20 protein-coding genes are annotated in these 21,411 nt (G+C 52.2%); 15 read left to right on the top strand and 5 right to left on the bottom strand.

Annotation, left to right across the window (positions count from 1 at the left end):
- Nucleotides 1-71 precede the first annotated feature (71 nt).
- Both MOTHE_RS06065 and MOTHE_RS12785 read left to right on the top strand, forming a co-directional pair.
- Nucleotides 72-800, top strand: coding sequence for an N-acetylmuramoyl-L-alanine amidase (locus MOTHE_RS06065; RefSeq protein ID WP_011392786.1), 729 nt, complete (start codon nucleotides 72-74; stop codon nucleotides 798-800).
- A gap of 263 nt (nucleotides 801-1,063) precedes the next feature.
- The gene (locus MOTHE_RS12785; RefSeq protein ID WP_071521818.1) at nucleotides 1,064-2,008 is read left to right on the top strand and encodes a LysM peptidoglycan-binding domain-containing protein; all 945 of its coding nucleotides are present in this window, start codon (nucleotides 1,064-1,066) and stop codon (nucleotides 2,006-2,008) included.
- 1 nt (nucleotide 2,009) lies between these two features.
- Here MOTHE_RS12785 and MOTHE_RS06055 read toward each other — a convergent pair whose 3' ends face one another.
- Nucleotides 2,010-2,996: a hypothetical protein gene (locus MOTHE_RS06055; RefSeq protein ID WP_053094789.1), complete on the bottom strand. Its 987-nt coding sequence runs from the start codon at nucleotides 2,994-2,996 to the stop codon at nucleotides 2,010-2,012.
- Between the two features lie 151 nt (nucleotides 2,997-3,147).
- Between MOTHE_RS06055 and MOTHE_RS06050 the strand changes: the two genes are divergently transcribed.
- Entirely contained in the window at nucleotides 3,148-3,771 is a 624-nt protein-coding gene (locus MOTHE_RS06050) for a hypothetical protein (RefSeq protein ID WP_011392783.1), read from the top strand.
- 35 nt (nucleotides 3,772-3,806) lie between these two features.
- On the opposite strand, the gene MOTHE_RS06045 is transcribed toward MOTHE_RS06050, so the two are convergent.
- The gene (locus MOTHE_RS06045) at nucleotides 3,807-5,459 is read right to left on the bottom strand and encodes a hypothetical protein (RefSeq protein ID WP_053094788.1); all 1,653 of its coding nucleotides are present in this window, start codon (nucleotides 5,457-5,459) and stop codon (nucleotides 3,807-3,809) included.
- Nucleotides 5,460-5,624: 165 nt separating this feature from the next.
- On the opposite strand from MOTHE_RS06045, the gene MOTHE_RS06040 reads away from it, so the two are divergent.
- From MOTHE_RS06040 to MOTHE_RS06030, 3 genes are all read left to right on the top strand, one after another.
- On the top strand, nucleotides 5,625-5,900 hold the full coding sequence (locus MOTHE_RS06040; protein WP_011392781.1) for a hypothetical protein: 276 nt from the start codon (nucleotides 5,625-5,627) through the stop codon (nucleotides 5,898-5,900).
- A gap of 52 nt (nucleotides 5,901-5,952) precedes the next feature.
- The gene (locus MOTHE_RS06035; RefSeq protein WP_011392780.1) at nucleotides 5,953-6,252 is read left to right on the top strand and encodes a heavy-metal-associated domain-containing protein; all 300 of its coding nucleotides are present in this window, start codon (nucleotides 5,953-5,955) and stop codon (nucleotides 6,250-6,252) included.
- A gap of 64 nt (nucleotides 6,253-6,316) precedes the next feature.
- Nucleotides 6,317-7,132, top strand: a complete 816-nt coding sequence (locus MOTHE_RS06030; protein WP_011392779.1) for a M55 family metallopeptidase — start codon at nucleotides 6,317-6,319, stop codon at nucleotides 7,130-7,132.
- On the opposite strand, the gene MOTHE_RS06025 is transcribed toward MOTHE_RS06030, so the two are convergent.
- Nucleotides 7,107-7,778, bottom strand: a complete 672-nt coding sequence (locus tag MOTHE_RS06025) for a hypothetical protein (protein ID WP_053094787.1) — start codon at nucleotides 7,776-7,778, stop codon at nucleotides 7,107-7,109. The two genes, MOTHE_RS06030 and MOTHE_RS06025, sit on opposite strands and share 26 nt — an antisense overlap.
- Nucleotides 7,779-8,086: 308 nt before the next feature.
- Here MOTHE_RS06025 and MOTHE_RS06020 point away from each other — a divergent pair, with 308 nt between their 5' ends.
- From MOTHE_RS06020 to MOTHE_RS05985, 8 genes are all read left to right on the top strand, one after another.
- Nucleotides 8,087-8,479: a DUF302 domain-containing protein gene (locus tag MOTHE_RS06020; RefSeq protein ID WP_011392777.1), complete on the top strand. Its 393-nt coding sequence runs from the start codon at nucleotides 8,087-8,089 to the stop codon at nucleotides 8,477-8,479.
- Between the two features lie 125 nt (nucleotides 8,480-8,604).
- Nucleotides 8,605-9,627 carry a LacI family DNA-binding transcriptional regulator gene (locus MOTHE_RS06015; RefSeq protein WP_025774744.1) on the top strand — a complete coding sequence of 341 codons (1,023 nt, stop codon included), beginning with the start codon at nucleotides 8,605-8,607 and terminating at the stop codon, nucleotides 9,625-9,627.
- Nucleotides 9,628-9,662: 35 nt separating this feature from the next.
- Nucleotides 9,663-11,303, top strand: a complete 1,641-nt coding sequence (locus MOTHE_RS06010; protein WP_053094786.1) for a class I adenylate-forming enzyme family protein — start codon at nucleotides 9,663-9,665, stop codon at nucleotides 11,301-11,303.
- 36 nt (nucleotides 11,304-11,339) lie between these two features.
- Complete coding sequence (locus tag MOTHE_RS06005) at nucleotides 11,340-12,521, top strand: thiolase family protein (RefSeq protein ID WP_011392774.1); 1,182 nt, start codon at nucleotides 11,340-11,342, stop codon at nucleotides 12,519-12,521.
- Between the two features lie 89 nt (nucleotides 12,522-12,610).
- Nucleotides 12,611-14,194 carry a propionate CoA-transferase gene (locus MOTHE_RS06000; RefSeq protein ID WP_011392773.1) on the top strand — a complete coding sequence of 528 codons (1,584 nt, stop codon included), beginning with the start codon at nucleotides 12,611-12,613 and terminating at the stop codon, nucleotides 14,192-14,194.
- 59 nt (nucleotides 14,195-14,253) lie between these two features.
- A complete protein-coding gene (gene fabG, locus MOTHE_RS05995; RefSeq protein WP_011392772.1) occupies nucleotides 14,254-14,994 on the top strand; it encodes a 3-oxoacyl-ACP reductase FabG in 741 nt (246 codons plus the stop codon).
- 234 nt (nucleotides 14,995-15,228) lie between these two features.
- Nucleotides 15,229-16,545, top strand: coding sequence for an MFS transporter (locus MOTHE_RS05990; protein WP_051498682.1), 1,317 nt, complete (start codon nucleotides 15,229-15,231; stop codon nucleotides 16,543-16,545).
- 19 nt (nucleotides 16,546-16,564) lie between these two features.
- Nucleotides 16,565-17,326 carry an N-acyl homoserine lactonase family protein gene (locus tag MOTHE_RS05985; RefSeq protein ID WP_011392770.1) on the top strand — a complete coding sequence of 254 codons (762 nt, stop codon included), beginning with the start codon at nucleotides 16,565-16,567 and terminating at the stop codon, nucleotides 17,324-17,326.
- Nucleotides 17,327-17,338: 12 nt separating this feature from the next.
- Here MOTHE_RS05985 and MOTHE_RS05980 read toward each other — a convergent pair whose 3' ends face one another.
- Together MOTHE_RS05980 and MOTHE_RS05975 are read right to left on the bottom strand one after the other, a co-directional pair.
- Complete coding sequence (locus MOTHE_RS05980; protein ID WP_011392769.1) at nucleotides 17,339-17,557, bottom strand: DUF3006 domain-containing protein; 219 nt, start codon at nucleotides 17,555-17,557, stop codon at nucleotides 17,339-17,341.
- Nucleotides 17,558-17,657: 100 nt separating this feature from the next.
- Nucleotides 17,658-18,704 carry a ComEC/Rec2 family competence protein gene (locus MOTHE_RS05975; RefSeq protein WP_011392768.1) on the bottom strand — a complete coding sequence of 349 codons (1,047 nt, stop codon included), beginning with the start codon at nucleotides 18,702-18,704 and terminating at the stop codon, nucleotides 17,658-17,660.
- A gap of 198 nt (nucleotides 18,705-18,902) precedes the next feature.
- Here MOTHE_RS05975 and MOTHE_RS05970 point away from each other — a divergent pair, with 198 nt between their 5' ends.
- Nucleotides 18,903-21,401, top strand: coding sequence for an O-antigen ligase family protein (locus MOTHE_RS05970; protein ID WP_011392767.1), 2,499 nt, complete (start codon nucleotides 18,903-18,905; stop codon nucleotides 21,399-21,401).
- Nucleotides 21,402-21,411 lie beyond the last annotated feature (10 nt).

Raw genomic sequence — 21,411 nt, 5'->3', positions numbered from 1 at the left:
CGAACCTTGCCCCCACCGTTTCCAGCGCCTATGATAGACTGCAAGCATATCATAGGTTGGGGGTGTTCGAAATGACCAGAATTGGTATTGATCCCGGCCACGGTGGCAGCGATCCCGGGGCGGTAGCTGCTGATGGGCTCCAGGAAAAGGATGTCACCCTGGCTGTGGGGCTGGATTTACGGCAAAGGTTGCAGGGTGCGGGTCTGGAAGTGATCATGTCCCGTACGGTGGACCAGGATGTTTCTTTGGCCAGCCGGGCGGAGCTTTTTAACCGGAAGCAGGTCGACGTGGTGGTTAGCCTGCATGTCAATAGCGCTGACAACACCACGGCAAATTACGTCAGCACCTTTATCCTGGCCCCCGGAGGACAGGCGGAGAAGATAGCCCGTTCCATCCAGCCTGAGCTGGTGGCCGCCACCGGCTGGCCGGACGGCGGCGTACGGGAAGCTAACTTCTATATCCTCAGAGAAACTGATGCCCCGGCGGTCCTGGTGGAGATGGGGTTCATCAGCAACCCGGCGACGGCGTCCCTTCTGGCCAAGCCGGGAACCCGCCAGGCCCTGGCCCTGGCCATTTTTAAGGGCCTGGCGGCCTACCTGGGCCTGCAGGTTAAGGCCCCTGGCGATATTCAGGGTCACTGGGCCGAGGAGGCCATCCGTCAGGTTTTGGCTACCGGTATCATGGCGGGTTACCCGGACGGCACTTTCCGTCCCGACCAGCCGGCCACCCGCGCGGAACTGGCCGCCGCCCTAGCCAGACTCCTGGCTAAAATCCCTGGAACCCCGCCGATTAAAAACTAACTCTCTAGAGCCGCCCATGGGGGCTGACGCTTCCTTCACGAACAATTTAAAAGTAGGCTGAGGTAAGGGAGGTGGAGGGTACAGGCGGTAGGTAGCTTGGTTCGAGGCGTAAGCAAACTCAAATTACCATCTTTGGTAGAACTGTATTTACGGAGAAGGGCTGCCCTTTTATTGGGGCCAGCCCTTTTTATATGAACCAATAGTCGGCCGGTTTCATACCTTATACTAGCAAATTTTGCTGATAAGGAAAGGAGATCGGCCCCATGAGCAATGAAGAAAAAAAGGTGGAAGCAACAGCCGTAAATGAGACGGAGGCCCAGAATATCCATATCCGGCCCCCATGCCCGGGTGGTTTTCATTACACCGTTCAGTCCGGCGATACCATGTATTTCATTGCCCGGAGGTTTGGCATCAGTTTAAACGACCTCATTGCTGCCAACCCCCAGGTCAGGGATCCAAACCTTATTTACCCCGGTCAGGTCCTCTGTATTCCGAAGATGGCTCCAGTGCCCCCGGGACCCTGTCCTGGAGGCTTCCTCTACACCGTCCAACCCGGAGATACTATGTATACTATAGCCCAAAAGTTCAATGTCAGCCTGGACGCCCTGATAGCCGCCAATCCCCAGATTAAGGATCCGAACCTTATTTACCCCGGTCAAGTCCTCTGCATCCCGGCTTCAGCACCGGTGACCTGCCCCAACGGCTTTATTTATGTGGTCCGGCCCGGAGATACCCTGAGCGGCATTGCCAGCATGTTTGGTACCACCGTGGATCAAATTATGGCAGCCAACCCGCATATCAAAGATCCCAATTTGATATATCCCGGCCAGCGCCTCTGCATACCCCTGATACCAACGGCAATGCCCCGGCGCCACTGCTTCATGATGCATCCAACTCACCATTGCCCCGGGGCTATGGGTATGGGAATGATCAATATTGAAAAACGCGAATTGCTGGTTGTCGCCCGTGATCTCCCGGACCCCAGGCATTTCGGTAAAGACCGGGTGGTTTTAATGGTGCGTTACCGGGAAATGGAGGAGTTCAAGACAGTCGAAATGATGCCCATGGCCCACGGCATGATGATGTGCCACCACATGATGGAAGGTACCATGGACAAGGATCCGGTCTTCTTAATCGGAGCCGCGGTAGGGTTCCCCTTCGCCTTCGGGCCTCTGTTCCTGGGAGCCATCGTACCAATTTTTATCTAGATTACTGCTTCCAGAAAGAGCCTTCGGTAACCGGATTTACCAGGACTGCCTTGCATAAAGAAAACAGGGGGTCAAAGTCGATTAACAGGGGCCAGTCTGGCTCCAGACCGCTGATTTTGGTGAAAGCTACCTGCCAGGTGGAGGGGCCATCCGGCCCCTCCACCCTTTTAATCCGGGCCGGGAAAAAGAAATAGGCGCTCTGGGGAGGGGACCAGGTTCTCCCGCTATCCCGGGAAAAACAAAAAGCCAGGCGGCTGCTGGAAGTCCAGAGAAAAAGGCGGGTATCATCCCGGCCGACAAGCACCGGTTGATCATCCGGTGGGTCACTCAGGGCCCCCAGGGATAGAGACTCCAGGTTATCCCTGGCAGGGTCGACCAGGTTTAAATATAATCCGTACCCCGGCTCCTGTTTTCGCCACGACAAGAAATAAAGACAACCCTGATACCAGTAGCCGTAGATTTTTTCCTCCGGCCCTGTGGCCTGTAAAGCACGCGGTTCCTGCCAGCCGGTGGTGGGAGAGTAAACTGTTAAAAATACGTGACCCCTTTCCCTGGTGGTATAATGGCCGGCAAGGAAAAGTCGATCCCGAGGTAGGGGTTTCAGCACCAGGGGCGGGCCGGTCAGGCGAAAGGGTAGAACCTGCCGGCGCCAGGCATTTTCACTCCGATATAAATGATAGATTTCTGCTCCCGGGGCTCCGGATAGAAGCAAGTGGGGTCTGCCGCAGGTGTCCAGGGACAGGTCCAGAACAGTACCATTAACAGGCAATCCGCTACTTTCCCAGCGGCTGCCCCGCCAGCGAGCGTAGATCAACCGGCCATCAGCCAAGGTTACTATTACATGAAGACAACCGCCTCGGTCAATGGCCGCCTTATAGGACAACAGGTTGGCCATGGGCCGGCCGGTGGCTGTATACCTATATCTTAAAGTCCCCTGGCTGCAAACCAGTTGCCAGCTGTCTTCAGAAGCGATTAAAGAGGTAAACACCACCTTACCTCCCCGTGAGAACCATATCCATCTAACCAATGCATATGCTATCCAGGCAGGAAAATTATCTTCCAGGTAACATCCACCCCGTGAGGTCAATATTATATACCAGGCAATAACCAGTAAAACTTTGCCTCGAGGAGGTAAAAAAATGGCTGATGAAGTCAGCACCCAGCAGCAAGTAGTTGGTCCTGGCGTATGTCCGCCCGAGGGCTGCCCACCCCCGACCCGGATTGAATGCATTGTGGCCGACAAGGTCTATGACAGCTGCTTCCAGGTTGAAAGCCGCAGCCGGGATACGACTGTAACTACCGGCCTCACCGGAACATTTGTTACCGGTACCTTTACCGTCGGGCAGCCCATCCCCTGTGCCCAGGCCGGGCCTATTACCTGCAACGTCATTAACCGCACCCCGACCACTGGTAACTTTGCCACCCTGACCATTGTCGTTTCCGTACCGGTGACCCTCACCAACCCCAACGCCGCAACGGAAACTGCTAACCGCGTCTTTACCTTTACGAAAATTGTAACCCTGTGTGCCCCCGAGGGCGTTACCGTCGACTGCGGTGAGAGTACCCTCCTCTTCTGCAACTGCGTAGTTTCCGCCGTCGGTGTCGGCAACATTACCGTTACCTGTGACTTCCAGGTCTGTGTAGTTATCAAGACCATCCTCACTGTCCAGCTCCTGGTCCCCAGCTACGGCTTCTGCGTTCCGGCCCCCTGCGTTGTGGCTCCCGGTGTCTGCCCGCCGGCACCACCTGCCCAGTGTTTCTAAGCAAAAACATTCCCAGCCGGTAGTAAGAAGCACCGTCAAATTGACGGTGCTTCGCCGTTTTGGGGTTCCTGGAATTGTTCCGGAGTCAAGATAGCGGTACCTAGATTTTTCAGTTCCACCAGGGTTGAATCGCTACCGTCTGCCGTGGTTTGCACTAGCGGTTTAACCGGTTCCGGGTTGAAGAGCGGTAAATCCGACGGTACCGGTTGAGGCTCCTGCCGGGCAACTATAGGAGAAGCTGCCGGTTTTCTGCTGGGGATAGTGGTGTTGAAGGTACTCTGGACTGCTGCCGGTAGCATGCGTTCCAGTACCTCCCGTGGGAAAAGGGAGGGAAAGGATGCTAATTCGGGCGGCCGCTGGAAGATAAATACCGGCCCGTCACCTGGAGGGACGAAGGAATTGCCCCGGTGGCGGCGTTTGGTCCGTCGGGTTAAAGCCTCCGGACGATCGGGAAGCGTTTCTGTTGCCGGCACCGTGCCAGACTCCAGTGCGGGAGAACCTGTTGTTACCGTAGCCAGGGGTGAGGTTTCTGGCTGGGACTGAACTAGTGTCGGTTTTGCGGTGGAGTTCTCCGGCTGGGGATGGCTCGCACCCGGAGAAGGGGTATCGGGCTGGCCCACGGACTCCGGCGATATCCTGGCAGGTATCTCCTCTGTACCGGAATTTGATGGTAGGGTCGGTTCATTTACCTTGGTTTCCACAGCTTCCGGGAGTTCTTGCCCTTCTTTTACAGTTTCTACAGGGGCGATAGTTAACTTTTCCGGCGTTAATTCACGTTTTCCCTGCTCTTCCGGTGTAAGTTGTATCTCCAAGGGCTCTCCTGTAACCCCGACATTTATACCTGCTGGGGTTTCGTCATTCTGAAGCGTACTCTCCCCGGCTATTTCTATTGTGGCATCCAGAGGGGTTATTTTATCTTCCGCCTGGAGAGGCTCCTCGAGTTTAGCTGCCGGCCGACCTGGCGTGGAGCGACTCTCTTCCGCTAACCGGGATTGCAGAAGGGTATCACGCCAGCCGGACAACATGGCCTGGAGCTTAACGACAGTATCTTCACTCAGGGGTTCCCGGAAGTACTGGGTAAGACCATTAACTAACCAAACCGTGAGGTTATTAATAAAAGCAGCGTCGAGTTCTACCTGGCAGAATTCAATCAGGACCGAGGGCACACCGGCATTATTCAAGAGATGGTAGTAACGGAAATTCTTAAAATGCTCCCACGGACTTGGAATGTAGTAACCAGGAGGATTCTCTGAAGTTAACATAGCCCGCACCAGAGCGGCTATCAAACCCAGGCTTTCTTCCCGCTTTTTGAGGGCGTAAAAAAAACGCAGGCCTGATTCAATTCCGGAAGTATCTTTTTGGGAAAAGGCAAAGAGAACCTGGGTCTGCCAAAGGCGGAAGAGCCGCCCGTCCCTGGCCGTGGCCGGTACAATTAAAACATTTGCCCCCAGGCCCTGGAGTTTTTGGCTCACGGAGGTTAACAGGGTGTTAAAGCCTTTATCAGGACCTTTTAAAGGGCGTAAAACAATCGTCTTATTACCCAGAGGCGGCTCCAGGATCAGGTTTCCTTCATCATCCTCCAGGTAACTGAGACCTAGATTGCGGCAGAGGACCGGCAACAGGGCTTTACTGAAGTCATCAAGCTCCCATAAAGACAGGGGAGTGTTTCCCAGCAAAATCTTAGCCATCTTTCACCCCTCATTTCATAGAATCACTATTACAGCATATGTCGGTGAGGGGTGGGATGAACCTGGGGAAGTGAATTCAGGGGTATTTTGGAAATTTTTCTCGGGCTAACAAAGGAGAGGCAAACGCATAAGATATAAGGGCAGAGAACAGGAGGTGAGAAGGGAGTGGAGCCCAAGGTAAGGATGTGGATTGACGCCCGCCGGGAGAGATTCCAATCCCATCAATATCAGGAAGTCACTTATATTATCCCTCACATCGAAACCCCGACCATCCGGGAAACCGTTTATTCCGCCCTCGCGTCCCTGGTCAGGGAGATCCAGTTGCCCCAGCAGGGCGGCAATCTGGTGAAAGTAATCTACGACCCGGAAAGGATTACACCTTCCTTTATAGATTACCTGCTTCTCCAGAGAGGGGTGGAATTCCGGCGTCTGAGTCCCTGAGATGGAGGCAGGTGAGCAGGTCGCTCATCCTGAAAAAAGAGGAGGATTTGAAATGAGTTGGTATAGCCAGCAGGCACGGGGATGTTTACAACGGCAATTACAAAATTTGCAGTATGGTTATACATCAGAAAACAGGCAGGTTACTATGACCTTGATCATCAGTGATATGAAAACAGATGAGGATTGCCAGAAGATCGGCAATACCCTGCGTAATTTACCAGGAGTGGTAAGTGTTAATATTATCCCCGGGTACCGGCGGGTGACGGTGACTTATAACTTACCCCAGATGAACCTGGAGACCATCGGCTACCATATCACCAGGCTCGGGTACCACTATATCCAGAAGGCTTGAAGGAGCTGCTCCTAGGGCCGGTCGGCCCTTTTTTACATAAGACTTCAAGTGGGGGGTAGCAGCGATGCGGGTCTACATATCGGCCGATATGGAAGGAGTTGCCGGTATATGCGCCTGGGAACAGGTGGAAGCCAGGGCGGGAACGGAATATGCCCGTTGTCAGAAGTTAATGACGGCAGAAGTAAATGCCGCCGTTCACGGTGCCCTGCAGGCCGGGGCTACCACCGTTTGCGTAAATGATGCCCACGACGGGATGCGCAACATTCTTGTGGAGAACCTGCATCCCGGTGCCCAGCTAATCAGCGGCACACCGAAAAGATTGGGGATGATGGAGGGCATCGACCGGGGTTTTACGGCGGCCTGCTTCCTGGGTTACCATGCCCGGGCCGGCAGTCCGGGGGTCCTGGCCCATACTTATAGTGAAGTAGTTCACCGTTTGGAGGTCAATGGGGAGGAAATGGGGGAGCTGGGCCTGAACGCCCTGCTGGCAGGTTATTTCGGCGTCCCGGTGGTACTGGTCAGCGGGGACCAGGTTCTGGCCGGCGAGGCTAGAAAATTGCTGGGGAATAATATAGAAATAGTTATTGTAAAGGAAGCCCTGAATTACCATGCTGTCCGTTCATTATCCCACCGCCAGGCCCGGACGAAAATTCTCCAGGGAATGCTCAAGGCCCTGGCCAGGAAAAACCTTAAACATCTGCCGGCGCCGGCTCCGGCAAGGGTGACCATCGAGTTTAACGATCCGGCCCGGGCGGCAGCAGCAGCTATCCTGCCCCGTTGCCAGCGCTTGAACGCCGTCACCGTTACCTATACAGGCGGTGATTACCTGGAAGCCTATCAGGCAGTCCGGAGCCTTATCGGCCTGGCAAAAAGCGTTTAATCCCGGCGGCCAGAATTTCCACCAGGGCGGCGTGGAGGTCCGGTCCACCCGGCGGGGGCAGGCGCAGGTAACGATGGATCTCCACGTGAAGGCCGTAACAAGGGTGACCCAGCAAACGCAGGGCGCGGAGCAATTGGAAGGTATAAGTGCGGGTTGCCTTCAGTTTTACGTCCGCGTCAAGGGGGAAAACGCCCAGGGTGGGCTTCTTGATTTCCCCTAAAGGGCCGCCGGGTAGCCAGTAGTGGTCTATAGCCTGCCGGAGGTCCCGGCGGTAAAGCTCCAGGCGCTCGCGATAGGCAGCATCGATACCCCTGTAGCCGGTGGAAATCTCCAGGTCGAAGTGGCCGCTGACATGCCCGTGGATCTCCAGTACCAGCAAGGGCAGGGGACGAAAGATGCGCTCCTGGTAACGATGACACCAGGCTGCCAACCGGGGATCAGCTACATTCTCCGGGTCTTTATTGACATCTACCAGGCGACGGAGATTGCGGGCCAGGACTAAACTGGCTCCCAGGCGCTCTGCCAGGCGGGCGGCAATCAAACCGCTATTGCCATCAGAAAGGCCGTCGGCATCGTCACCATCGTGGGGCGCGGCCACAATAATGCGACTGGGCCGTTTTTTTATTTGCAGACCGGTAAAATACAAGGCTATCAGCCCCCCTGGGGAATTGGTATTACTATTTTATCATGGTGGAGGAAAAGCCTGGGGTACAAGTTTTTGTAGTGGCGGAAAAAGCAGTAAACAGCCCCTAGCGATTATTATCGGGGTAAAAAAGGAAAACTAAGAAGGTACCTGCGGGTGTCTTCTTTTATTATCTTTCCCTTTCCTGCAAGGCGTTTGCGAAATATATACGCCATATTTATTGACAGCGAATTATAACAATAGTATTATAATATAAACCTGATAAATTAACATCCGGAAATAATCTTCAAGCACAGACGGAGGGATTCCCCATGGAACAGCCAGACTTCAGCTATACCGTAACTACGGCCAGGGATTTTGAGGCCGCCGTCAAGGCCGTAGAAGAGGCTACTGCCGCCCAGGGCATGAAAGTCCAGCACGTCCATGACGTCCAGGCCACCTTGAGGAGTAAAGGGTATGATTCCGATCCTTTAAAGATCATCGAAATCTGCAACGCCCGCTACGCCCACGAAGTCCTGGCGAAAGACATCCTTATCAGCCTGATGATGCCCTGCAAAATCAACGTTTACGTTCGGGACGGCAAGACCTATATTAGCGCCCTCAGGCCAACTATGCTGGCTCAATTCTTCCCCCATGCCAGGTTAGAGGAAGTAGCCAGAGAAGTAGATACAAAGATTAGAACTATTGTTGAGGCCGCCCGGTAAGCTAAGCCCATGTTATGTTAAGCCCCTGTTATGGGGCTTAAAATTTTATTAAGTTTTTATTAAAAAACATCTTGACAGTCTCTAGACTGGGAGTTAATATTATCATGGAACCGTTACCAAGAGGAATGAAAAATATGCGCATAACCATCAAAGATATAGCCCAAAGAAGCGGGGTATCCTGTTCTACGGTTTCACGTGTTTTAACAAACCACCCCAACGTTGATCCCAAAACCAGGGAACGGGTCAAGCAAGTTATAGATGAACTTGGTTACCGCCCCAGTCGCATTGCCCGCGGTCTGGTTATGGGCCAAATTAACGTAGTTGCCCTTATAATTGGCGATATTCGTAACCCTTTCTATGCAGAACTAACCCGTGCCGTAAAAGATATCCTGAATAAAGAAGGTTATATGGTTGTAGTTAGCGATAGTGATTATGACCCGCAAAAAGAGGAGATATATATTCGGGCAGCCGAGGAATATGGCTTTGCTGGCATTATCATGATTACAGCCATGGAAACCGAGGCTTTGATCCAACAGTTAGAAAAATTACGCTGCCCGGTTGTTTTGCTCAATCGCTACCTACCCTCCGTCGAGACAGATGTTATCTCCGTAGATAATTATCTAGGCGGTTACCTGGCCGCTGAGCACCTCATCAAGCTAGGGCATCGTAATATCGCTCACCTGGCTGGTTTTAAAAACTCCAGTGCTACCCGAGATCGCCTTCGTGGCTTCATCGACGCCCATGTCCATTATGGTATCCAGTTAAATCAAGAAAGAATAGTTTATGGTAATTTGCAGATGGAAGCAGGGTATAAATTCGCTAAAGAATATTTAAGCCAGAACGAAGACATTACTGCAGTCTTTTGTGGAAACGATCTCATGGCCCTGGGATTGATAGAAGCCCTGTACGAGGAGGGGAAAGAAATACCCCGAGATATAAGTGTTATAGGTTACGATGATATTGACATGGCTTCTCTGGCAAGGGTAAAACTCACGACCATCCGCCAGCCCCAGTATGAAATGGGCCAGACAGCTGCCGAGGTCTTAATTGACAGAATGAAAGGTAAAATAGGAGCACCAAAACGTATTATCTTTACACCTAAGCTGATCATCCGTGAGAGTACCGCCGAGTATAAACCCGGTAAATAATAAAGTATATTTATCTATCATGGAGGGGACATATTATGGCGGTTTCGGGTTATGGTAAATGGTTCGAGTTGGCTGAAAAGGATTTAAAAACATGCAAGTTCAATGGAGTTGAGTACCGGTATTACGACCACGGTACGACTAATTTGTGGGAAGATTTTTCCCGTTCTGTCAGCAGGCAACCTGATAAAACGGCGCTACGTGCAGGAAATAGTTCTTTAAGTTATAGGGAAATGCAGGAAGCTTCACGGCGACTGGCATCCGGCTTGTGGAATAAGTATCAGGTTAAAAAAGGTGATGTGGTTGCCCTCTTGCTGGTGAATAGTATCGACTTCTGCCTTAGCTTTTATGCAGCAATGTATCTGGGAGCCATAGCTTTACCCCTGAGTACCAAACTTAAAGCTACTGAACTTAATTTTATGCTCAAGGATTCGGGGGCTAGGATCTTAATAACTAACCCGGAGTGGCTACCCAACGTCTTGCCTTTTATCAAAGAAACAAGTATTGAACAAATAATTGTTACCGAACCGATTACCGATAAAATTAATATCAATTTTGGTAACGCTTCCATAATAACCTTAAAGAATGTTTTTCGCGAAACGGAAATTCCACCGGCGCCTGTCGACGAACAAGATGGCGCGGTAATCATGTATACCTCGGGAACTACCGGTAAACCCAAAGGCGCTTATCTTACCCATTTTAATCTCCTCCAAAGTGTTATCAGCTATGAGCGCACCCTGCAGTTAACGGCAGCAGATAGTACCCTTATTGCAGTTCCAATTTTCCATATAACAGGTTTAGCTGCTCTCTTTTTGCTTTTCATGCATATTGGCGGTACAGTATATCTGTTACCCTTTTTCAACACCCAAGAAGTCCTCAATATTTTAACATGTTATTCTATTACTTTCTTCCATGCCGCTCCCACAGTCTATATCATGCTCCTCGAACAAGGTTACAGGCATTATCAATTACCTGATTTACGTAAGGCAGCCTGTGGCGGGGGGGCAATCCCGATAGAAACGATAAAAAAAATTAAGACATGGATACCCCAACTGGAGTTTCATACTGTTTACGGCCTAACGGAAACCAGTTCCCCGGCAACCTTATTCCCGGGTGACGTAGCCACAAGTCCAAGGATAGGCACTTCCGGGATACCAATTCCAGTAGTCGATTGTAAAGTAATTGACGCTGAAGGGCGGGATATTACCGGTAAAGGGGTTGGCGAGCTTTGTATCCGGGGACCCGTTGTGACCCAACAATACTGGAATAATGATGAAGCTACCACCAGGGCTTTTCAAGGAGGGTGGTTCAGGACAGGGGATGTAGCCCGGATAGATGGGGATGGTTATGTTTATATCATGGATAGGTTAAAGGACATGATTAATCGCGGCGGTGAAAAAATTTATTCCCTGGAAGTTGAAAATGTCATCTATTCCCACCCGGGTGTAAAAGAAGTTGCGGTAATTGGTTCCGTGGATCCTATTTACGGGGAAGTAGCCAGGGCGGTAGTTGTTCCCAATAATCATGGTAGTAGCATTACAGGGAGAGAGATTCAAGACTGGGTAAGGGCGAGACTAGCTAAATATAAAGTACCGCAATATGTCAATTTTGTTAACGAGTTGCCGAAGAATGCCAATGGCAAAATTGATAAAAAGCTTCTCCGGCAACAGTTTCAATAAAAATGGTAACGCTTCCAAAAAGAAAGGGGATTTATAATGAAGGATGTTGTTATAGTTAGCGGTGTCAGGACAGCGGTAGGGACCCGTGGTGGTAGCCTGAAGGATATCCACCAGGCTGACTTGGGTGCCATGGTGATTAAAGAGGCCGTCCGGAGGGCAGGTTTGGAAGGCAACCAGGTTGATGAGGTTATTGTCGGCAATGTCGGCCAAGTTGCAGAAAACGGTTTTATCGCCAGGATGTGTTCTTTAAAGGCAGGGTTACCTCTGGAGACAACAGCTTTTTCAGTAAACCGCCAGTGTGGTTCGGGACTGCAGGCCATCAACAGCGCCGTTCAGGAGATTCAAAGTGGCAATGCTGAAATTGTCGTCGCCTGCGGCACCGAGAATATGAACCAGTTACCCTATTATGTTCGGAAAGCCCGTTATGGTTATGGGTTTGGCCATGGCCAATTAGAAGACGGTTTGCTTACCATTTTAACCTGGCCCCTGGGACCGTATCCAAATGGTGTCACAGCCGAAAACATTGCTGAACGTTACCATATCTCCAGGGAAGAACAAGATGCCTTTGCTTTAAAGAGCCAGCAGAAAGCTGAGGCTGCCATTAAAGCTGGCAAATTTGTGGACGAAATTCTCCCGGTTGAAGTCCCTGCCGGTAAAAGGGAAACCAGGATTTTTGCCCAGGATGAACATCCTCGTTTTGGCCTCACCATGGAGCAACTGGCAAAATTAAAGCCTGCTTTCCGGGAAGGCGGTACGGTAACTGCTGGCAATTCTTCGGGTATCAACGACGGCGCTGGAGCAGTAGTTCTAATGACGGCCGAAAAAGCCAACAAACTTGGCCTCAAGCCCTTACTGCTAATCCGCAGCCAGGCAGTGGCCGGGGTTGATCCAGATGTTATGGGCATCGGTCCTGCCCCCGCGACTATGAAGGCAGTCGAGAAAGCCGGGCTAACCCTTGCTGATATCGACCTCTTTGAGCTGAATGAAGCTTTTGCCTCCCAGTCGATTGCCGTTATGCGCATTCTGGGACTTCCCGAAGAAAAGGTAAACGTTAATGGTGGCGCCATCGCCCTGGGTCACCCCATCGGTGCAACCGGCATTATCTTAACTGTTAAATTACAAAAAGAAATGGTACGTCGCCAGGCTAAATATGGTATCGTTACCATGTGTATTGGCGGCGGCCAGGGTATTGCTACGGTCTTTGAAAATATAGCTTAAATTACTACGTACCCGATGAAGTAGCTAAACTATAACCCTGGTTTAGCTACTTCATCCCCAATATTACTCAAATAGGGTGAGGTTATGTTATGAGACGTCCCAGTTTTATGACAGGTGAAGAAGCTGCCAAATTAATCTTTGACGGGGCAGTAATTGCTTCGGTGGGAATGACCCTGGTAAGTGCCAGCGAAGAAATCCTTAAAGGCATTGAGAAGCGTTTCTTAGAAACCGGCCATCCCCGCAATTTAACCCTGATCCACTCAGCCGGCCAGAGTAACCGCGACCGGGGCATCCAGCACTATGCCCACGAAGGACTGGTCACGCGTATCATCGGTTCCCACTGGGGCCTGCAACCGCGCTGGATGGAGATGATTAGCAACAACAAAGTAGAAGCATATTGTATGCCCCAGGGCCAGCTGGCGCAGATATACCGTAGTGTAGCCTGCGGGCAACCGGGTAAATTAACTAAAATCGGCCTGGGCACTTTCGTCGATCCACGTATCGAGGGCGGTAAGATGAACGAGCGAACTAAACCCCTGGAGGACTTGGTCGAAGTTGTCACCCTGGACGGCGAAGAGTACCTGCTCTATAAAATTCCACCCATTGATTTCGTAATTATCCGGGGTACGACGGCTGATGAAAACGGTAACATTACCACGGAAGAAGAGGGAATGAAACTTGAGGTTTTACCAGCCGTCCTGGCAGCCAAGCGTTTTGGCGGTAAGGTCCTCTGCCAGGTTAAGCGGGTAGCCCAGGCCCATACCCTGCATCCCAAGCAGGTGGTTGTACCCGGTGTCTTTGTAGATGCCATTGTCGTTTGCCAGAATCCTGACGAAGACCACCGCCAGACCTCCAGCTGGGTTTTCGATCCTGCCTACTGTGGCGATTTACGGGTGCCGGTTTCCAGGATAGAACCCCTGCCGTTGAATATCCGCAAGGTAATCGGCCGGCGAGCCATGATGGAATTGGAGCCTGATGCCATCATCAACCTGGGTACAGGCATTCCTAACGACGTTGTCGGCCCCATTGCCGCCGAAGAAGGTATCCTGGATGATATTACAATCACCGTAGAGTCTGGGGTCTACGGTGGTATTCCTGCCGGTGGCATTGACTTTGGTATTGCCAAAAATACCGATGCTTTAATCCGGCACGACGATCAATTTGATTTTTATACCGGTGCAGGAGTTGATTTCACCTTCATGGGTGCCGGGGAAATGGATGCTAACGGAAATGTCAATGCCACTAAAATGGGGTCTCGTGCAGCCGGTGCCGGCGGGTTTATCGATATAACCCAGGGTGCCAAGCATGTAATCTTCTGTTCAACTTTTACTACCGGCGGCTTAAAAGTCGATTTTGTTGATGGGAAAGTGAAGATCTTGCAGGAAGGATCAATCAAAAAACTGGTAAAGCAAGTTCAGCAAATTTCCTTCAGCGGTCTCCTGGCTCGTCAGAAAAAACAAAAGGTGCACTTTATAACCGAGAGGGCTGTTTTTGAGCTTCAGGAAGACGGACCCGTACTGGTAGAAATTGCACCCGGAATTGACCTGGAAAAGGATGTCCTCAACCAAATGGAATTTCGACCGCGTATTGCTGAACCTCTACGGGTTGGCGATCCCTGTATTTATAACCAGGGTAAATATGGGCTCAAAGAGATAATTAGCGCTAAAAAATAACCTTGGTTTTGCTAACCATGGCTTATCCAACAAATTTTTTACGAAAGGTGTTGGGTTTAATGAAAAGGTTAGAAGGTAAAGTTGCAGTTGTAACCGGTGCCGGTCGGGGGATTGGTAAAGGTATCGCCATCAAACTGGCCGATGAAGGGGCAAAGGTCCTTGTAGCTGATGTTATCATGGATAATGCTGAAGCTACTGTAGCTGAAATTAAGGCCCGTGGGGGGGAAGCTGTAGCCTATCAATGCAATATTGCTAATCGCACGGAAGTAGAAGACATGTTTAAATTTGTTGAAGAAAATCTAGGTCCCCTGTACTGCCTGGTAAATAATGCCGGTATTAATCGTGATGCTATGCTCCACAAAATGACTATGGAGCAGTGGGATCAGGTCATTGCGGTAAATCTTACCGGGACCTTCCACTGTACCCAGGTGGCTGCCCAGCTGATGCGGGAACGGGAAACAGGTAGGATTATCAATATTGCTTCAGCCAGCTGGTTGGGTAATATAGGTCAGGCAAATTATGCTGCCTCCAAAGCCGGTGTTGTTGGTCTTACCAAAACGGCAGCGCGGGAACTGGCCCGGAAAGGTATCACCGCTAATGCCATTTGCCCGGGATTTATCGATACCGATATGACCAGGGGAGTACCGGAAAAGGTCTGGGATATTATGATCAGCAAAATTCCTATGGGCCGGGCGGGCAAACCCGAGGACGTGGCCAACCTTGTCGCTTTCCTGGCTTCCGAAGAAGCAGGATATATAACCGGGGAAGTAATCAATGTAGGGGGTGGGATGGTTCTCTAAACCAGGTAAATGAGCGGTATGATAAAATAGAAAGGGGGGATGAACCCCTAGAAAAATTCGCCTTAAAGTTATGAAAGCCATTGTTTGACTGGTAAACTCAAGTATTTTTTAAAATCCTTTATCTACGTTACTTTATTTACTTCTTGATAAGGAGGAAATCCTGTGGCAGTAGAAACATTGGGACGCAGGGTTGAGAAAGAAGGCGACCTTAAGAAACACGTCCAGAGTTCCTGGATACCAAGATCTGTGCACCCATACTCCTGGGTTTCCCTGCTTGTCTGCTGGGGTATCTGGGTAATCAACGCCTTTGATCGCGAGATTATCTTACGCCTCGGGCCCAGTATTACCGAAGAGTTTCACCTTTCCCCGGAACAATGGGGCAATATGGTGGCCCTCATTATGCTGGCCCTGGCTGTGTTGGATATACCGGGCAGTATTATGAGCGATCGCTACGGTTCCGGCTGGAAACGGGCCCGTTTTCAGGTGCCAATTGTAATCGGGTATACAGTTTTGTCGTTCCTATCAGGTTTACGTGCCCTTAGTGCCCAGTTGAGCCATTTTATTGCCTGGCGGGTTGGAGTCAACCTGGGTGCCGGCTGGGGCGAACCGGTTGGCGTCAGTAATACGGCCGAGTGGTGGCCGGTAGAAAACCGCGGTTTTGCGCTGGGTGTCCATCATACAGGTTATCCCATTGGTGCTTTATTAAGTGGCGTTGTCGCCAGCTATGTACTGAGTACCTTTGGAGCCGAAAATTGGCGTTATAGCTTCTTTTTCGCCATTATTGCCGTCCCAATTATGCTCTTTTGGCTGTGGTATTCAACCCCGGAACGGGTAGATACCCTATATAAGGATATTGAAGCTAAAGGTCTAACTAAACCGGAACTCGATGTAGGGGTCAACGTAGGTAAAGGACAGGGTATGAATGTTTTTATTAAAACCCTTAAAAATAAAAATGTCTCTTTAACTGCCGGGAATACCCTTCTAACCCAGATTGTTTATATGGGCATTAATGTAGTCTTAACTCCTTATCTCCATTATGTAGTCGGGTTCTCCGTAGCCGCTTCGGCAGGATTGAGTATTATCTTTACCCTGACTGGCGCCTTCGGGCAGATCCTCTGGCCCTGGCTGTCAGACTACCTGGGTCGAAAATGGACCCTGGTTGTCTGCGGCTTATGGATGAGCGCCGGTATCGCTGCCTTCTATTTTGCCACCAATATGAGTAAACTCGTATTAATCCAGTTACTTTTCGGTGTTGTTTCCAATGCTGTTTGGCCAATTTACTATGCCATGGCCTCCGACTCGGCCGAAAAGGCTGCTACCTCTACTGCCAATGGCATTATCACTACGGCCATGTTTATTGGTGGCGGCATCTCCCCGGTATTAATGGGTTGGTTGATTGGCCTCGGCGGTGGTTGGAATAGCCCGACAGGTTATATCTATACCTTCTTTGCCATGGCCGCCTGCGCCCTTATGGGAGTAGTATTACAATTGTTTACAGTTGAAAAAGCAGGTATTTTTGCCAAATCGGATGAATCTATCTTCGTTAAGTAATTACCGGGAGGCAGTAAGTATGGGAATTAACCCCTTACAAGTTGTTGCTCTTAAGATGGGCGAACTCTATGTCGACAAATCGACCCTGACCTATGCCAAGGACTTCGGTAAAATGATTACCATTCCCATCTGGGCGGCAGCCATTATCGGCGCGGAGGCAAAAATCGTTGTCGACACCGGCATCCACGACCGGAACTGGGTAAATGAGCACGTGGATCCCTGTCAGCAGCAGGAAGATGAAAAGATGGCTGTAGCTTTGAAAAAGGCTACCGGATGGGACCCGGAAGAAGTGGATATCGTTATCAATACCCATTTACACTATGACCATGTTGGAAATAACCGTATCTTTAAAAATGCCGTTTTCTATGTCCAACAATTGGAATGGGAATATGCCTTCCATCCATTGAAAAGCCAGGAATGGATTTACAACGACACCCGCTTCCTTTACGACCAGCGGGGTGTGGACTTCTTCGCCTGGCGATTTGTCAACGGCTATGCCGATGTGGTCCCCGGGGTCAAACTCATTCCAACCCCCGGGCACACTCCGGGCCACCAGTCGGTACTGGTGAAAACAGCCGAGGGTGTGGTCTGTGTTTCCGGTGACGTTGTCAACCTGGTAGAAAATATTAATGAGGACCGGCCAGTGGGTATAGTAACCGATGTTGGCGCCAACTTTGAAAGCTTTGCCAGAATCCGTCAGTACGCCGATTATATCCTGGCCGGCCATGATCCAGGAATCCAGAAATTCCAGCGGGAACACTTCCCGGCAATTAAAAAATAACGCAAAGGCGTTTTATCCCTTCTCAAACACCTCGTCCGCCAGGGAGCGGACTTCTTTTTTGCGCCTGGCGGTGGCTTCCGGGTCCAAGACGACGGCAAGCTTAATTACATCACCCTCTTTGGCGGCCCGGGGCAAGAGGGAACGGGGGAGGTTAAAGGTGCGCTGGCCGTATTCGATAACGGCCATATCATCTTCAAAACGGTCAATAACCAGCAATTCGTGGCGGCGCATGGTTATAGTGCTCCTTTCTTTACTTGAAACCATTTGTTGTATAAAACTCAAAGGGTTTATCGATCTGGCCGGAAAGGGGGGCGGGTCTTCGTCTCAAGGGTCAGGGCATGATTACCTCCCGGCCGTCGGAGACGGCCGTTATGGTACCATCGCGGTCGGTGCGATATACCTTAACCCCGGCCTGTTGCAAGCGCTTAAGGGTCTGGGCATGGGGATGGCCGTAGTCATTTCCTTTACCGACGGAGATGACGGCGTATGCAGGTGCTACGGCCTTTAAAAAGGCGGTGCCGGTGGCGGTACGGGAGCCATGGTGGGCTACTTTAAGCACATCGGCCCTGAGGGGCTGGTGGCTGGCCAGCATCTCTTCCTCGGCGGCGCTGCCAGCATCGCCGGTAAAGAGAAAAGAGGTTTGCCCATAAGTCAGGCGCAGGACGGCGCTCCAGTCATTCAAGTCATCATAGTTTTTCTTCGCCGGGTTGATAAAAAGGGCCTGGACGCCGTCGCCCAGGGGGATGCTAACTCCGGCCCGGGCCTCTGTAACCTTGAGGCCCTTGTTTTTTATTGCCAGCAGCAGTTCCCTGTAGGAAGCCGTATTATTGGTCACCCTGGGCAGGTAAACCTTGCCTACCGGAAAAGTATTGATGACCTGGTCCAGGCCGCCAATATGGTCTTCATGGGGATGGGTCCCGATGACATAATCAAGTTTTGCAACGGCATACTGTTTCAGGTCCTGGACCACAACAGGACCGGCTTCATTGGTGCCGGCATCGATTAAAATATTCTGGCCGCCGGGCAATTGCACCAGGATGGCATCACCCTGGCCTACATCCAGGAAATGGACGCGTAATTTACCGGCTTCTTCCCGGCGTGGAGAAGGGTTCGTCTGAGATTCCCGCGACAGGGGTGTACCGGCTGGCGCCTGCACAGGGGCCTGGGCCTGGCTGCGTGGCTGGGACTGTAGGCTGCCGGACGGGCCCGGACCTCCACCGGGATGGCCGGCAGCTGCCGCTACGGAAATGATAAACGCCAGGAGGGCATAGAGGGCCTGGCGCCTGGCTTTTTTACCGGCGCGGCGGATAAAGTACCAGCCGGAGTTTACTGTTAGCAAAACGGCCACCAGCAGGGCCAGAATGCTTAATGTCATCATTTTTTCTCCCCCGATATGCTGGCAAACTACCAAACCGCCTGGCGGGCGGGTTCCCTTCTTTTTAAAGAATAGCACCTGCCGGTCGCGGCGTCAAAAAAATCTCGCCAGGGCCTCGATTCTCCCTCCTGGCAGGAAAAGGCTGATCGGCGGCGAATGAATAGAAGGGAGAGAAAGCAGTCATAGGAAAGGGGCCGTCCAATGGCACATAAAAAGAAAATTAAAGACAACGGCAGGGGAAAGGTTATTTCCCTGGAGAGTGCCGTCAATAAAGGGCGAAAAACCAAGACGGATAATAAGGCGCACGGGGAAAGTGACGCTGGTAGCCAGGTGTCCCCCTGGCGCCGCCGGACGGAAGATCAGGTCGCTGAAGAGACCTTCTGGCCGGATAAGGGTAATCGAACTTTATTTGCCCTGGCCTTTAGCGGGCTAATTTTGCTTCTTTTCTACCCGCCCTTCTTTCGCGGCCTGTTCTTCCCGGTGGAACAGCGCTGGACGCTGATACTGGCTGCCGTCATCTTTTTCTTCGCTTATCTGTGGAAGTTTTCCCGCCGGGAGATCGCCTTTCTCAACCGGCCCCTTGATTTCGCGGCGGCTGCCCTGGTAGTGGTCTATATCCTGGCGGCCATAAAACCGGCTAGCCGGGGCCTGGCCATGGCCGAGATCGCGAAGGTGCTGCTCTATTTTTTGACCTTCTGGCTTGTTTCGCGCCTGGGAGGGCAGCGCCGAACCCTTTACCTGCTGCATGCCCTTTACCTGGCCGGTGTTGGTGCGGCTCTGGCCGCCCTCCTCGCGGCTACCGATCTGGTTTACATTAAAGACGGGTTTGTTGGCGGTCGTTTTTTCTCCACCCTGCAATATCCCAACGCCCTGGCCAGTTATGTCGGCGCCGCCAGCATCATCGGTTTTTATCTCTGGGCATGGTCAGGAAACCGGTGGCGCTATGGTTACGCTGCCGCCAACTACCTCTTGCTCATGGTCTTCCTGGGGACTGGCTCCCGTGGGGCCTACCTGATTTTCCCGGCGGTGGTTTTCCTGTACTGGTTGCTGGCGCCGGGCGGCTACCGGCTGAATACCCTGGCCCACCTGGTGGCCTGCGGCGCCGCCGCCCTGTTGGGCGTTGCCCGTTTTATCCCCCTGGCCTTAGCCAAGGCCCACGGGCAGGCCTGGGGCTGGTTTACCCTGGGGCTGATGGTGGCCCTAGTTGGCCAGTTGCTTATCCAGGGGGCCGGAAGGGTTTTAACGACCCCCCGGGCCAGGATGGCAGCCGGTTTGGTTATACTGGTCATCCTGGTAGGAGGCGCTGCCGTCTTTGTCCTGCACCAGCCGGGAATTAGCGCGGCATCTACCGGGGGACAGGTCCCCGGCGTCCTGGGCAAAATCCTGCCGCCCCAGGTTGTATCTCGCCTCAAGGATATTAACCTTAAGACCAGGAGCAGCCGGGAGAGGATTATCTGGACCCAGGATGCCCTGCAGATGGTGCGGCAGCGCCCCATCCTGGGCTTTGGCGGCGGCGGCTGGGAAGCAGCCTATCGCCAGTACCAGCGGTACTACTACAACTCCACCCAGGTGCATAACGATTATGCCCAGGTGGCCGTAGAAGCAGGTCTGGTCGGTCTGGTCGTCCTAGCGGCGGTGTGGTTGTTGTTCCTCCTGGTCACGGCCGGCAACTACCGACATAGCCAGGGTCAAGGTCGCCTCCAGGCCCTGGCCGTCGGCGCAGCTGCCGTCAACCTGGGACTTCACGCGGCCATTGACTTTGACCTGGCCCTGGGGGCGGTGTCGATAATGCTCTGGGCCTGTTTCGGCCTGGCCCGTAGCCTTGAAGGCCAGCGTTTGGAGCCGGAGCCGGCCCTCCCACCGTTAATTTTTAAGAACCGGCAATTGCCCTGTATAACAGCCGTCTCCCTGGCAACCCTGGTGCTGATTCTATTTGCCGGCTCGTACCTGGCCGGGGTTTCCAGTTACCGCCAGGCTACTGCCGCCCTGCAGCAAAACAACCTCCCAGCTGCGGCAGCTTACCTGGAAGAGGCCAGCCGTTACGATCCCTTTACAGCTTCTTATAACAGCGATCTGGCAGGTATTTATCTACAAGAAGGAAAAACTAAGGAGGCCCTGAACCAGGCCCTGGCTGCCAGCGCCAAAGAACCTTATAATCTGGCAATCTTAAACCGCCTGGCTGAAGTCTACTGGCAGGAGGGGTCGGCTCAGGAGGCCGTGGCCACCATGGAAAGGGCCCGGCAACTGGCCCCCTGGGTCGGCGCTGTCTGGGAAAACCTGGGTCAGGTTTACGATGCCGCCGGCATCAGTTACCTTCAGGCCGGACAGAAGGATAGGGCCCGGCAAATGTTCCAGGAAGCGGCGGCCCTGCCGGAGTCTATCCAAGCCAAGGTGGATACCCTGGGAGATTTTAAAGACCTCCATCAACCCGGCGGAGTAGCCCTCAGTCCCGCCATTCAGCTCCGCGCAGGGATCGCCCAGTACTTCCTGGGTCAGGAAAAAGAAGCCGCTATTAATCTTGAGGCGGCAGCAAGGGACGCCAACCTGCAGGCCGAGGCCCGGCTATGGCAGGCCGTCATGGCCTTTCACCATGGTGACGGCCTCCTGTCTAGCCGGTTGCTGGCCGAAGTCCAGAAGACCAACACCAGCCTGGCTAAGGAATACGACCAGTTAAAAACTCTGCCTGTTCTCTCTAAATAGTAAAGACACG

Origin of the sequence: Moorella thermoacetica, assembly GCF_001267405.1 — a bacterium.
Lineage (GTDB): Bacteria > Bacillota > DSM-521 > Neomoorellales > Neomoorellaceae > Neomoorella > Neomoorella thermoacetica.
The sequence above is the reverse complement of the archived record's forward strand: the minus strand, read 5'-3'. Positions and strand labels throughout refer to the sequence as shown.

Excerpts from the sequence above, each read along its gene's own strand:
- MOTHE_RS06065 (WP_011392786.1), top strand. The coding sequence starts at position 72 with ATGACCAGAATTGGTATTGATCCCGGCCACGGTGGCAGCGATCCCGGG.
- MOTHE_RS12785 (WP_071521818.1), top strand. The coding sequence starts at position 1,064 with ATGAGCAATGAAGAAAAAAAGGTGGAAGCAACAGCCGTAAATGAGACG.
- MOTHE_RS06050 (WP_011392783.1), top strand. The coding sequence starts at position 3,148 with ATGGCTGATGAAGTCAGCACCCAGCAGCAAGTAGTTGGTCCTGGCGTA.
- MOTHE_RS06045 (WP_053094788.1), bottom strand. The coding sequence starts at position 5,459 with ATGGCTAAGATTTTGCTGGGAAACACTCCCCTGTCTTTATGGGAGCTT.
- MOTHE_RS06035 (WP_011392780.1), top strand. The coding sequence starts at position 5,953 with ATGAGTTGGTATAGCCAGCAGGCACGGGGATGTTTACAACGGCAATTA.
- MOTHE_RS06030 (WP_011392779.1), top strand. The coding sequence starts at position 6,317 with ATGCGGGTCTACATATCGGCCGATATGGAAGGAGTTGCCGGTATATGC.
- MOTHE_RS06020 (WP_011392777.1), top strand. The coding sequence starts at position 8,087 with ATGGAACAGCCAGACTTCAGCTATACCGTAACTACGGCCAGGGATTTT.
- MOTHE_RS06015 (WP_025774744.1), top strand. The coding sequence starts at position 8,605 with ATGAAAAATATGCGCATAACCATCAAAGATATAGCCCAAAGAAGCGGG.
- MOTHE_RS06010 (WP_053094786.1), top strand. The coding sequence starts at position 9,663 with ATGGCGGTTTCGGGTTATGGTAAATGGTTCGAGTTGGCTGAAAAGGAT.
- MOTHE_RS06005 (WP_011392774.1), top strand. The coding sequence starts at position 11,340 with ATGAAGGATGTTGTTATAGTTAGCGGTGTCAGGACAGCGGTAGGGACC.
- MOTHE_RS06000 (WP_011392773.1), top strand. The coding sequence starts at position 12,611 with ATGAGACGTCCCAGTTTTATGACAGGTGAAGAAGCTGCCAAATTAATC.
- fabG (WP_011392772.1), top strand. The coding sequence starts at position 14,254 with ATGAAAAGGTTAGAAGGTAAAGTTGCAGTTGTAACCGGTGCCGGTCGG.
- MOTHE_RS05985 (WP_011392770.1), top strand. The coding sequence starts at position 16,565 with ATGGGAATTAACCCCTTACAAGTTGTTGCTCTTAAGATGGGCGAACTC.
- MOTHE_RS05980 (WP_011392769.1), bottom strand. The coding sequence starts at position 17,557 with ATGCGCCGCCACGAATTGCTGGTTATTGACCGTTTTGAAGATGATATG.
- MOTHE_RS05975 (WP_011392768.1), bottom strand. The coding sequence starts at position 18,704 with ATGATGACATTAAGCATTCTGGCCCTGCTGGTGGCCGTTTTGCTAACA.
- MOTHE_RS05970 (WP_011392767.1), top strand. The coding sequence starts at position 18,903 with ATGGCACATAAAAAGAAAATTAAAGACAACGGCAGGGGAAAGGTTATT.